Origin of the sequence: Fulvivirga marina (genome assembly GCF_016775155.1) — a bacterium.
In the GTDB taxonomy this organism is placed as follows: domain Bacteria; phylum Bacteroidota; class Bacteroidia; order Cytophagales; family Cyclobacteriaceae; genus Fulvivirga; species Fulvivirga marina.
This window is the reverse complement of record NZ_JAEUGD010000002.1, coordinates 48586-60467: the sequence shown is the minus strand read 5'-3', so window position 1 is coordinate 60467 and position 11882 is coordinate 48586. Positions and strand designations below refer to the sequence as shown.

The window sequence follows — 11882 nt, the reverse complement described above, 5'->3', positions numbered from 1 at the left end:
ACATTATCTAAAACATAATTTCTTATGGAACAATTTGAAGTAACTTCCAGAAACAAAGTTAAAAGAGCTCCTGATAGGGGGTGTTATGAAAAATCCACAGTATATGAGATCCTGGATGCCGGTTTTTTGTGCCACATAAGTTTTATTGTTGATGGTCACCCCATGATTATCCCTACATTTTACGGGCGGGAAGGGAACCAGCTGTATGTTCACGGAGCAACTACCAGTAGAATGATTAAAAAATTGGAGGAAGGGGTGCCTATGACACTTTCGGTGTGTCATGTGGATGGGTTAGTATTGGCTAGGTCTGCTTTTCATCATTCCATGAATTACAGGTCTGTTGTGGTGTTTGGTACCGCCCGGGTGGTGGCCGAGGAAGATAAGAATCATGCTTTATATGTTATGTCGGAACATTTGATAGAGGGGCGCTGGAAGGAAGTAAGACCACCAAACGACAAAGAGTTGAAAGGGACTACAGTGCTTGCTATCGAAATGGAGCAGGCCTCTGCAAAAATCAGAACCGGCCCTCCTAAAGATGATAAGGAAGATTATGAGACAGATATATGGGCAGGAGTGGTGCCAATAGGTATGGGGGTTGGAACTCCAATAAATGATGATCTCTTAAAGCCACACATAAAAACCCCGGAATCTGTACGTAATTACCTTGCTGAAAGTGATCAAGGGTTTAGGCTAGTAGATTATTTTAGAAATGATAATGGGCACCGATTGAGCAACGCTGCCTGGAATAAATAAGAAAAACCTTTAGAGTCAAGTCGCTAGCCCCTGGCTTGCAGGAAACTGTAGGTGGGGTTTTGTTTATTTTGCAAATAACCATTGGCAGAACCTGAATTAGTATCACACAGCTGAACCTTTTTTCTCCCTGCGTTGTAGGGAGGTATTAATGCCTGCCTGCTCTTCATGCATTTCATTAGTGTCCTTCAAAATAAAAGTTAAGCGCGACGAATATTGGGTGAGATTGAATTAGAATAATACTTTAATTAGTTAGTAATGCACAACAAAGGAAGTTTAAACTGAAAGTTTCAGGTGAAAGTTTGATAAAAGCTTCGTTTGCATCAGGTATAAAGTTAGATTTAAGGTTTAGAGCTACTAAGGAGCTTTTAAAAATGAGCCGAAATGGATCCTGTTCAGGATCAGAAAATTACATTAAACGATTTATATGAAAGTAAAATTTAACGGCAGAAAACAATCTGGCTTTTACGCTGAAGTAAAACAGGAAGTCGAAAACTATTTTAAAACAAATAACATTAGCAAGAATGCAAATGGTGCGATGGTTTTTAAAACCATATTTTTTTTGGGAGGGCTTGTCGCTCTTTACCTGATGATTTTACTTGGAGGCTTTGGAGCCCCAATGATGCTGTTTTTAGCAATTCTTCTGGGAATGGTTCAGGCCTTTATTGGTTTTAATGTTTGTCATGATGCCATCCATGGTTCTTATTCTTCAAGTGGCAAGGTTAACAATATTTTAAGTCTCACTTTTAACTTGATCGGGGCCAATGCTTATGTGTGGAAGGTTACGCACAACCAGGTGCATCATACATTTACCAATATCCCGGGGCATGACGAGGATTTGGATGTTGCTCCAGGGTTAGTAAGGCTTTCACCTCTGGAAGATCATAAAGCAATTATGAAGTATCAGCATCTTTATGCCTTTTTTCTTTATGGGTTTGCGTCTCTTTCGTGGGTTTTTAGAAAAGACTATGTTAAGTTTTTTCAAAAGAAAATAGGTCATACTGATAATAGCAACCACCCGAAGATTGAATATTTCAACCTGTTCTTCTTCAAAGCTGTGTACTACACCTTGTTTATTGTTCTACCATTAGTTGTTCTTGACATCACATGGTGGCAATTCATCATTGGCTTTTTTGCCATGCACCTTGCTGAGGGGTTTGTGTTGGGGCTGGTATTTCAGTTGGCACATGTGGTGGAAGGTACGGAATTTCCAGAGCCTGATACTGATGGTAAAGTGGATGAGTCATGGGCAGTACATCAGATGCAAACCACAGCTAACTTTTCTACTAAAAGTTCTATCGCCACTTTTTTGTGCGGAGGGTTAAATTTTCAGGTCGAACATCACCTTTTTGCCAATATTTGTCATATTCATTACCCGGAAATCTCCAAAATAGTATCAAGGATAGCACAGAAACATGGTGTTCCGTATCACGTTAATCCCACATTTCTAGGCGCTCTGGCTTCGCATTATAAAACGCTTAAAAGATTTGGTAGCAACAAAACAGTGGCATTGGACCCTGTAAAGGCATAGATTTATTTGTTGGAATTCTATCAGGTATTGTCATAAAAGAAAAGCCGTTTCAATCATTTGAAACGGCTTTTCTTTTATATGTAAGCTTTTATTTTAGGTCGATCCCAAGCTCTTTTAGCTGTTCTTGACTGATTACACTAGGTGAGTCAATCATCACATCGCGTCCGGCATTATTTTTAGGGAAGGCGATGAAGTCTCTTATTGAGTCAGACCCACCGAATAATGAGCAAAGCCTGTCGAAGCCGTAAGCAATACCACCATGAGGAGGGGCGCCATATTCAAAGGCATCCATTAAGAAGCCGAACTGAGCTTTTGCTTCTTCATCGCTAAAGCCAAGTTGCTTAAACATACGTTGCTGTATCTCTTTGTCATGGATTCTGATTGAGCCACCGCCAACTTCTACACCATTGATTACCATGTCATAGGCATTGGCTTTTACAGCTCCCGGATCACTTTCCAGTTTGTTCAGGTCTTCAGGCACTGGCGATGTGAAAGGGTGGTGCATAGCATGGTAGCGCTGAGTTTCTTCATCCCATTCAAGTAATGGGAAGTTGAGTACCCAAAGTACTTTGTATTCGTTTTTGTTGCGCAAGCCAAGCTCATTGCCCATATGCAGACGCAATTCGTTAAGGGCCTTTCTTGTATGGTCAGTCTCTCCACTTAATACCAACATCAGGTCGCCAGGTGAAGCACTCATTTTGTTAGCCCACTCCTGTAAGTCATCCTGCCCGTAAAATTTATCTACAGATGATTTAAAGCTACCATCAGCATTACATTTTACATAAACAAGCCCTTTAGCACCAATCTGAGGTCTTTTCACATAGTCAGTCAGGGCGTCAAGCTGCTTTCTGGTATATTCGGCACATCCTTTGGCACAAATGCCTACTACCAATTCTGCACTATCAAATACATTGAATCCTTTGTTTTGAGCCAGTTCGTTGAGCCCTACAAACTGCATGTCAAATCGAGTGTCAGGCTTGTCTGAACCATACAGTCTCATGGCGTCATCATAGCTCATGCGATCTATTTCGCCGATTTCTATATCTTTTACGCTTTTGAATAGGTGCCTTACGAGGCCTTCAAAGGTACTTAGAATATCTTCTCTCTCCACAAAAGACATTTCGCAGTCTATTTGAGTGAACTCAGGTTGGCGGTCAGCTCTAAGGTCTTCATCTCTGAAGCATTTCACGATCTGGAAATAACGATCGAACCCTGATACCATCAAAAGCTGCTTAAACGTTTGTGGTGACTGAGGTAGGGCATAAAACTCTCCCTGGTTCATTCTTGATGGAACCACGAAATCACGTGCACCTTCTGGTGTTGATTTTATTAATACTGGAGTTTCTACCTCCGTAAAGTTCTGTCCATCTAGATAAGCTCTGGTTTCCTGCATCATGCGGTGACGCAATAGCATATTGTTTCTAACCACATTTCTTCTCAAGTCCAGATAGCGATATTTCATTCGCAGATCTTCACCTCCGTCAGTGTCATCTTCAATGGTAAATGGAGGTGTCTTGGATTTGTTAAGAATTTCCAGGTTAGAAACTTTTACTTCAATATCTCCGGTTGTGATCTTGTCATTTTTCGAAAGACGCTCAACTACAGTTCCTGTAGCTTTAACAACGAATTCGCGTCCTAGTGAGGTGGCGGTTTTGAAAACCTCATCAGTAGTTTTTCCTTCTTCAAAAATAAGCTGGGTAATACCATATTTGTCTCTGAGGTCGACCCAAAGCACACTGCCCTTGTCCCTTACACGTTGTACCCATCCGCAGAGTACAACTTCATTGTTGACATCATTTATTCTTAATTCACCGCAGGTATGTGTTCGAAGCATGCTAAATTGTTTTAATTTTGAGGCGCAAAGTTAATGGTATTAATTTTGAGTGAAAACGATACGGTATAAATTTCAATAAAGAGTTATGTCAAAACTGATGATATTTTTGTCTTTGATGCTATGGGTGGGGCCAGTGCAGGATAAAATGGTTAAAACTAATGTTACAGATAATATTAGTTTGAAGCTACCCCAAGATTTTTATGCTATGTCGCCTGAAGATATTGCGCAACGTTACCCTTCGGTTCGGAGCCCTATCGGTGCATATACTAATAGTGCCAGACTAGTTGATCTAAGTGTTAATATATCAGCAACCCGATGGAGAGAGCAGGATATTGAAATGGCCAAAGGTTTTTTTAAATCGAGCCTCTTTAATCTGTATGATAAAGTCAACCTAATACAGGAGGATATCAAAACAATTAACAAAAGGCAGTATATTGTTTTTGAGTTTGAATCAAGGATTAACGGTGATCAGTATTCACTGGACAAAAAAAATCCGGTAAGGACTTATACTTATATTCAGTACCTTATTGTAAAAGGTAAAACCATTGTATTTAGTTTCAGTTGTCCTATTCAGCTTAAAGACAAATGGCAACCGGTAGCTCCTGAAATTATGAACAGCGTTAAAGTTAAAGGAGGAGTTTGATGGTGCTTTCTATCCATAGTGATGAGCATTTTATGAAAGAGGCTCTTAAGCAGGCCATGATTGCGAAAGAAGAAGGGGAGATTCCTGTTGGAGCAGTAGTAGTGGCTGATAATCGTATCATTGCCAGAGCTTACAATCAGACTGAAAGACTGAGTGACTCTACAGCACACGCGGAAATGCTAGCTTTAACTGCTGCAGGTAATTACCTTGGAACAAAATACCTTTCTGATTGTTCGCTTTATGTTACTTTGGAGCCTTGTGGTATGTGCGCCGGGGCGTTGTATTGGGCTCAGTTGGGTAAACTGATTTATGCTGCAGCTGATGAAAAAAGAGGTTACACGGTGATAAATCCGGCCATGATCCATCCCAAAACTAAAGTTAGCAGAGGGCCTTTTGCTGAAGAGGCGGCCTTGTTGGTGACTGATTTCTTTAAGGGATTAAGGCAATGATAGATAAATTAAATATGGCGATAAACATAAGTTAACTGATTCGATTTTGTAGTTAACCCGTGCTGTGTATCTTTGGTCATAAGACCAAGTAAAAAGAAATGTTTAACTAAAAACCTAATAAAATTATGGCTTTCGAATTACCTGATTTACCCTATGCACACGATGCATTAGAACCACATATTGATGCTCGTACCATGGAAATCCATCATGGAAAGCACCATGCAGCCTATACTAGCAAGTTAAACGATGCTATCAAAGGTACTGACATGGAAGGTAAGTCCATAGAGGATATATTGGCTAACCATGCAGATAATACTGCAGTTAGAAATAATGGTGGAGGTTACTACAATCACAACCTTTTCTGGACTGTTATGTCTCCAAATGGTGGAGGTAAACCTTCTGGAGAACTGGCTGAGGCTATCGATGCTGCTTATGGTTCATTTGATAAATTTAAAGAGGAGTTTTCTAATGCTGCTGCTACCAGATTTGGTTCTGGGTGGGCATGGCTATGTGTGCTTGAAGGTGGTAAAGTAGAGGTTTGCTCTTCACCTAACCAGGATAACCCGCTGATGCCATCTGTTGGCTGTGGAGGCACGCCTATTTTAGGGCTTGATGTTTGGGAACATGCTTACTACCTGAACTATCAAAACAAAAGACCTGATTATATCGCAGCTTTCTGGAACGTAATAAACTGGGATGAGGTATCAAAAAGATACGCCAGCGCTAAGTAAGGATCTGCTTAAGAGTTAAAAAGGAGCCACTTCTAATTGAGGTGGCTCCTTTTTTATTACATTAACTTGAAAACTAAAAAACTATTGTTGCTTTATTTTGAGCGCCTGTCCTATGATGTTCATACGACAGGCTTTGACCTTTGATTTCATTGTTCCAATAGTTGTGCCAAATGATTAAATGCTTTGTTTTTAGAGGTTTGAGACTGTATAGCTTCCAGATGTGTTACGAAAGCGTACACTATGCGTACGATCTTGCACTCTTTATTGGATGTTAATTGCGTGTTGCGTGCGGCTTTAACTTTGGTAAAGCCATATAATATTATATTTTTGCACAAATTTTAATCCACGATTCATGAGCGTTCTAGTAAATAAAGATTCAAAAGTAATAGTTCAGGGTTTTACGGGCTCTGAAGGTACTTTTCATGCCGGGCAAATGATAGAGTACGGCACAAATGTAGTAGGTGGTGTTACTCCGGGTAAAGGAGGACAGACTCACCTAGATAAACCGGTTTTCAACACCGTAAAAGAGGCAGTTGAAAAGGCAGGTGCTGATGTGTCTATCATATTCGTGCCACCGGCTTTTGCAGCCGATGCAATTATGGAAGCAGCTGACGCAGGTATTAAAGTTATCATTGCCATTACAGAAGGTATTCCAACCAAAGATATGATGATGGCAAAAGAATACATCAAGGATAAAGATGTTGTGCTTGTAGGACCTAACTGTCCAGGAGTTATTACTCCAGGGGAAGCGAAGGTCGGTATCATGCCTGGCTTCGTATTTAAGTCAGGTAAGGTAGGCGTAGTATCAAAGTCAGGTACATTAACTTATGAGGCTGCTGACCAGGTAGTAAAAGCAGGGTTAGGTATCTCTACGGCTATTGGTATTGGTGGTGACCCAATTATCGGTACATCTACCAAGCAGGCTGTTGAAATGCTTATGAATGATCCTGATACGGAAGCCATTGTTATGATTGGTGAAATTGGTGGTAACTATGAGGCTGAAGCTGCCAGATGGATTAAAGAGCAAGGTAATCCTAAGCCTGTGGTAGGTTTCATTGCCGGGCAAACTGCTCCTAAAGGAAAGAGAATGGGCCACGCCGGTGCAATTATTGGAGGAGCAGATGATACTGCTGCTGCGAAAATGAAGATTATGAGCGAATGTGGTATTCATGTGGTTGAGTCGCCTGCAGATATTGGAGAAACCATGTTGAAAGCCCTGAATAAGTAATTAGATATTATACCATAAATGAAAAGCCGGAACTACTTCTGGCTTTTTTTATTTTCAATCTGAAATAGTTTCAAACTCTCCGTCATGTCCAGGTTTCAGGGTTTACATAACCATCAGGTTTTCTTTTAACAGTCCTTTCAGATCGGTATACTTCACTAATATCTCAGAAGGACCTTTGGAGTATGGAGCTATTTCATAACTGTTATAGTAAAATTTAATGCCTTCGGGTAGCAAGGCAAAGTTGTTGTCGTTGTAATACTTGCCATTTTCGAATTGAAAACCTTCATCACTAAGGTCCTGATTCGGTTTTATGTCATACTTTTTTCTGAATTCGAGCTCTACTATGTCATTAAGCTTATCTCCAAAATTGGGGACGAATAATGATTCAAAAGCTAATTTGTTACCAGTTTTTACGTCGAAGTTGAGGTATTGTAGATAATAGCTGCCATGAGCACCGCCGGTATACATGTCAGCAGCTAGTTCTAATGATACTATCAGGCTGTCATTTCTCAAAACTTTGCCATCCAGGTTGGCATACCAGCCGAAGGCTTCCCCAAAGGCCTCTTTAATTTCTTTGTAGTCACTTATGAACCTATCAGCAAACAGTTCAAGGCTTTTATTCTCTGCGGTATCAGGGAAAACCAATTGCAAAACGGCCTCTTGGGTTTCATTGTTGATTCGGTTAGTGAGTTCTGGACGCTGTTCTGATTTAAATATGGGATAATTTAAATTGATTCGAGTGCAATGTACCGACGTATCTGTTTTGCAATCTCCGTATTTTTTTATAAAAGATGTGAATTCATAATATAATGATGCTCTTTCTGTTACGGTATCTGTAGCTTCAGTACCCAAGGTTTCTTGGGTGGTTTTGATGTCACAGTTTGTTAATGTTATAGCCAATAATAGTAGAGGAAGCAGGTGAGTAGTTTTCATGAATTAGAAGATTGTATTTTACTGATTTTACTTTACAGGTCGGGGCTTATAAATTGAGCAGTGCTCATTTTTGCATGGAAGATATAAAATAATAAAGTAAGCCCGAAGGCTTACTTGTAAAACCATATGATATTATTTTATAGTACTTTATAAAAGCTCATTGGCAAGGTTGGCAAGTTCAGACCTTTCTCCTTTTTCCAGGGCTATATGAGCATAAAGATCATGGTTCTTAACCCTATCAATGAGGTATGATAAACCATTACTTTGAGAGTCCAGGTATGGTGTATCTATTTGATATATATCACCTGTAAATATGATCTTGGTATTTTCACCTGCTCGTGTTATAATAGTCTTAACTTCATGTGGGGTAAGGTTTTGAGCTTCATCAACAATAAAACAAATGTTGGATAAGCTTCGCCCCCTGATGTATGCCAGCGGAGTGATAACAAGTTTTTCCAGGTTCACCATCTCAGTTAGTTTTGAGTATTCCTTATCTGATTCGTGATATTGATTTTGGATAAACTTGAGGTTGTCCCAAAGTGGTTCCATATAGGGGTTTAGCTTTGACTTAATATCGCCAGGCAGATAACCGATGTCTTTGTTGCTTAACGGTACAATTGGGCGTGCAAGATATATCTGCTTAAAATCGCGCTTTTGTTCAAGTGCCGCTGCCAGTGCTATCAGCGTTTTACCAGTCCCTGCCACACCCTGCATGGTTACCAGTTTAATGTGGGGGTTAAGAATAGCGTGAATAGCAAAGGTTTGTTCTGCATTGCGTGGTTTTATACCATAAGCGGATCTTTTTTCGACATGCTCGATGCAATCATGAATCGGGTTGTAATATGATAGTATAGATTTTTTTCCACTTTTTAGGATGTAGTATCCGTTTTTGTGCACCTTTTTAGTGCCCAATATCTCGCTGGCATTGCAACTCCCTTTTTCATAAAGCTCATTGATTTTTTCTGGGTTGACCCGGTCATAGACCATTTTACCTGTGTACAGAGAGCTTACATTTTTTACTTTTCCTGTATTGTAATCCTCTGCAGGTAAACCGAGGGATTTGGCCTTTAACCTTAGGTTAATATCTTTCGATACCAGTATGACCTTTTTTCCTTTTGCTTCCTGTTGAAGCTGAAGAGCGGAGTTTAATATCCGGTGATCGGCCTTTTCTTCATCGAATACTTCGTTGGCATCAATCTTACTCTTGGCGTGCATCAATACTTTAAACTTTCCCTTGGTCTTCCCATTAAGAGGGTTCCAGTTTTGGAGCATTTGACCTTGGGCCAGGTTATCTATTAGCCTGATGAATTCTCGGGCTTCGAAGTTTTTGGTATCATTACCCTTTTTAAATTGATCGAGCTCTTCCAGAACAGTGATAGGTATGCCCACGTCATGTTCTGCGAAGTTCATAATTGAGTTATGTTCGAAAATAATTACCGAGGTATCCAGGACAAAAATTTTCTTTTCATTTTTCTGCGCTTGAGCCATACACCAAAGAAATTTAAAGAACCATACTTATTAAAAATAGCGAACTTTTACTTACCGGGAAGAAGATTTTTAAAAAGTTTTTAGTTGATTATAAAGGTAAATTATATCTCATCTTTTCCTATTATTTTAGTATTAATCTTACGCGGGTTTTAAGCTGTATAAATCGTCTTTGTCGCTGGGTTTGATGGATAAGACATTAGCCAGCACAAGCAAAACCAATGTTTTGGAAGCTTTGTATGTGTTAAGCTGCGCAAGCTTCTTAAACTGATCTAATGTAATACTTTTGTTCTTGTCAAGGTAATCTATTAGTATCCTTTCTTTTTCCCCATAGTTAAATTTTACTCCTTTGTTTTTATTGCTTCTTTTTAAAATTTCGCGAACCTCCTTGCTGGCTTTTATACTTTTATCATCTATTCGTACAAAAGCCTGCCCCCATTTTGTTTTAAAGTCTGTAATTACATAGTAGGGCTTTTTTTTACCTGAAGGGACATGATATAAAACAACGGAACGCTTTTCGGATATAGGTACGATCTCTTTCCTTACTTTCAGGGAAGGCTTGCAATATTTTTTTATAGCTTCATCAAGCGCATAGGCATCATCTTCAGGGAATTTTAGTCCTGGGATAGTACTATCATCATTTACCCCAATAAGCAGATACCCACCTCTTGTGTTAGCAAATGCAACCAGCTCTTTTACAATCTTTTCAGGGTGAGCCGCTTTCCTTTTAAATTCAACGGTTTCTGTTTCGCCACCGGCTACCAACCTCTTTATATCACTAAATTCCATTCATGTTAATATTGATCATCTGAAGCAGAATCATCATTATCTGGTTCTGACATTGTAAACATACCGCTGAGCAAGTCTTTGAACTGCAATCCTTGGGTAAGCTGGTGCTTGCTTAACATACTATATTCGGCAAGACCATGTAGGGCAAATTCCATCAGGAAAAGCTTTGAATTGCTGTCTGCATCTTTATGGAACGTATCAATCAGTTTTTTTAATCCAGGGACTGCGCTTAGCGTTTTGTTGTACTCTTCATTGCTAAAGTCATTCAAAAGGTCTAGTGTGTGCTCATCTCCAAACCAGTCTGTAATCTCTTTGTATGGATTGGCTTCTTTCTGTTTTCTGATTTTTTCGGGATTAGGGAAGAAGTGTGCGAACTGGGTGCGGATAGCTTTGCCTACCAGGTTGTGAGCCACTATACCAGGACCTTCCTGCTCACCTTCGTATACCAGTTCTACTTTTCCCGTTATGGAAGGTATTACCCCATAGAGATCAGAAACCCTGACACTGGTTGTTCCTCCATTATATAATGCTCGCCTTTCAGCAGCACTCATTAGGTTTTCGTAGGCAGATATAGTTAGTCGGGCTGATACACCACTTTTTGCATCTACATACTCACTGTTTCTAGCTTCGAAAGCAATTTGTTCTATAAGGTCTTTGGCAATATCATTTATATATACTGTTTCTTTTTGTTCACTTTTTATACTAGCCTCTTGTTCAGTTATCTTTCTGGATATCTTCAGGTCTTTAGGGTAGTGTGTGATGATCTGGCTGTCAATCCTATCCTTGAGAGGAGTTACAATGCTTCCACGATTAGTATAATCTTCTGGGTTGGCGGTGAATACAAACTGTATATCCAGAGGAAGGCGTACTTTAAAACCTCTAATCTGGATGTCTCCTTCCTGAAGAATATTGAAAAGGGCTACTTGTATCCGCGCTTGTAAATCTGGAAGTTCGTTGATCACAAAGATACCTCTGTGAGATCTTGGGATCAACCCAAAATGTATAACGCGTTCATCGGAGTAGGGCAGCTTTAAAGTAGCCGCTTTGATGGGATCAACATCTCCTATCAGATCGGCAATGGATACATCGGGTGTTGCCAGCTTTTCTGAGTACCTTTCATTACGATGTAACCAGGATATTGGTGTGTCATCCCTCTTTTCTTCAATGATGTCGATGCCATACCGGGAAATAGGGTGGAAAGGATCATCATTTAGCTCAGAACCGGAAATTACAGGGATATATTCATCCAGCAGGTTGATCATCATTCTGGCCATTCTGGTTTTTGCCTGACCTCTAAGGCCCAGGAGGTTGATGTCGTGCATAGACAGAATGGCACGCTCAAGGTCAGGGATGACTGTTTCTTCGTAACCCCAAATACCCGAGAATACGTTTTCCTTCGTTTTTATTTTTTTAATGAGATTATCACGTAGCTCCTGTTTTACGGAGCGACTTTGATACCCGGAGCTTTTTAATGCTCCAAGTGTTTTAATTTCATTGGGTTGAGTCATT

At 39.9% G+C, this 11882-nt stretch carries 11 protein-coding genes; 6 read left to right on the top strand and 5 right to left on the bottom strand.

Going from position 1 to position 11882, the window contains the following annotated elements; genetic code table 11:
• The first annotated feature begins 24 nt into the window (after positions 1-24).
• Positions 25-753: a pyridoxamine 5'-phosphate oxidase family protein gene (locus tag JMN32_RS01065; protein ID WP_202854419.1), complete on the top strand. Its 729-nt coding sequence runs from the start codon at positions 25-27 to the stop codon at positions 751-753.
• A gap of 424 nt (positions 754-1177) precedes the next feature.
• Positions 1178-2281, top strand: a complete 1104-nt coding sequence (locus tag JMN32_RS01060) for a fatty acid desaturase family protein (protein ID WP_202854418.1) — start codon at positions 1178-1180, stop codon at positions 2279-2281.
• Positions 2282-2369: 88 nt separating this feature from the next.
• On the opposite strand, the gene aspS is transcribed toward JMN32_RS01060, so the two are convergent.
• Complete coding sequence (gene aspS / locus JMN32_RS01055) at positions 2370-4115, bottom strand: aspartate--tRNA ligase (RefSeq protein ID WP_202854417.1); 1746 nt, start codon at positions 4113-4115, stop codon at positions 2370-2372.
• A gap of 85 nt (positions 4116-4200) precedes the next feature.
• Here aspS and JMN32_RS01050 point away from each other — a divergent pair, with 85 nt between their 5' ends.
• From JMN32_RS01050 to sucD, 4 genes are all read left to right on the top strand, one after another.
• Complete coding sequence (locus JMN32_RS01050; protein ID WP_202854416.1) at positions 4201-4758, top strand: hypothetical protein; 558 nt, start codon at positions 4201-4203, stop codon at positions 4756-4758.
• Positions 4758-5207 (top strand): nucleoside deaminase, encoded by a 450-nt coding sequence (locus JMN32_RS01045; RefSeq protein WP_202854415.1) that lies wholly within the window; start codon positions 4758-4760, stop codon positions 5205-5207. Before JMN32_RS01050 ends, JMN32_RS01045 begins: the two co-directional genes overlap by 1 nt.
• Before the next feature lie 125 nt (positions 5208-5332).
• Positions 5333-5938 (top strand): superoxide dismutase, encoded by a 606-nt coding sequence (locus JMN32_RS01040; RefSeq protein WP_238354301.1) that lies wholly within the window; start codon positions 5333-5335, stop codon positions 5936-5938.
• 352 nt (positions 5939-6290) lie between these two features.
• The gene (gene sucD, locus JMN32_RS01035) at positions 6291-7166 is read left to right on the top strand and encodes a succinate--CoA ligase subunit alpha (RefSeq protein ID WP_202854414.1); all 876 of its coding nucleotides are present in this window, start codon (positions 6291-6293) and stop codon (positions 7164-7166) included.
• 102 nt (positions 7167-7268) lie between these two features.
• On the opposite strand, the gene JMN32_RS01030 is transcribed toward sucD, so the two are convergent.
• From JMN32_RS01030 to JMN32_RS01015, 4 genes are all read right to left on the bottom strand, one after another.
• Complete coding sequence (locus tag JMN32_RS01030; RefSeq protein ID WP_202854413.1) at positions 7269-8099, bottom strand: DUF3298 and DUF4163 domain-containing protein; 831 nt, start codon at positions 8097-8099, stop codon at positions 7269-7271.
• Positions 8100-8246: 147 nt separating this feature from the next.
• Positions 8247-9587, bottom strand: a complete 1341-nt coding sequence (locus JMN32_RS01025; protein WP_202854412.1) for a PhoH family protein — start codon at positions 9585-9587, stop codon at positions 8247-8249.
• Between the two features lie 138 nt (positions 9588-9725).
• Complete coding sequence (locus JMN32_RS01020) at positions 9726-10373, bottom strand: AlbA family DNA-binding domain-containing protein (protein ID WP_202854411.1); 648 nt, start codon at positions 10371-10373, stop codon at positions 9726-9728.
• A gap of 5 nt (positions 10374-10378) precedes the next feature.
• Positions 10379-11881 (bottom strand): sigma 54-interacting transcriptional regulator, encoded by a 1503-nt coding sequence (locus tag JMN32_RS01015; RefSeq protein ID WP_202854410.1) that lies wholly within the window; start codon positions 11879-11881, stop codon positions 10379-10381.
• Position 11882: the final 1 nt, after the last annotated feature.

What these genes read in the sequence shown, in the direction of transcription:
- JMN32_RS01065 (WP_202854419.1), top strand. Translation starts at nt 25, where the DNA reads ATGGAACAATTTGAAGTAACTTCCAGAAACAAAGTTAAAAGAGCTCCT.
- JMN32_RS01060 (WP_202854418.1), top strand. Translation starts at nt 1,178, where the DNA reads ATGAAAGTAAAATTTAACGGCAGAAAACAATCTGGCTTTTACGCTGAA.
- aspS (WP_202854417.1), bottom strand. Translation starts at nt 4,115, where the DNA reads ATGCTTCGAACACATACCTGCGGTGAATTAAGAATAAATGATGTCAAC.
- JMN32_RS01050 (WP_202854416.1), top strand. Translation starts at nt 4,201, where the DNA reads ATGTCAAAACTGATGATATTTTTGTCTTTGATGCTATGGGTGGGGCCA.
- JMN32_RS01045 (WP_202854415.1), top strand. Translation starts at nt 4,758, where the DNA reads ATGGTGCTTTCTATCCATAGTGATGAGCATTTTATGAAAGAGGCTCTT.
- JMN32_RS01040 (WP_238354301.1), top strand. Translation starts at nt 5,333, where the DNA reads ATGGCTTTCGAATTACCTGATTTACCCTATGCACACGATGCATTAGAA.
- sucD (WP_202854414.1), top strand. Translation starts at nt 6,291, where the DNA reads ATGAGCGTTCTAGTAAATAAAGATTCAAAAGTAATAGTTCAGGGTTTT.
- JMN32_RS01030 (WP_202854413.1), bottom strand. Translation starts at nt 8,099, where the DNA reads ATGAAAACTACTCACCTGCTTCCTCTACTATTATTGGCTATAACATTA.
- JMN32_RS01025 (WP_202854412.1), bottom strand. Translation starts at nt 9,587, where the DNA reads ATGGCTCAAGCGCAGAAAAATGAAAAGAAAATTTTTGTCCTGGATACC.
- JMN32_RS01020 (WP_202854411.1), bottom strand. Translation starts at nt 10,373, where the DNA reads ATGGAATTTAGTGATATAAAGAGGTTGGTAGCCGGTGGCGAAACAGAA.
- JMN32_RS01015 (WP_202854410.1), bottom strand. Translation starts at nt 11,881, where the DNA reads ATGACTCAACCCAATGAAATTAAAACACTTGGAGCATTAAAAAGCTCC.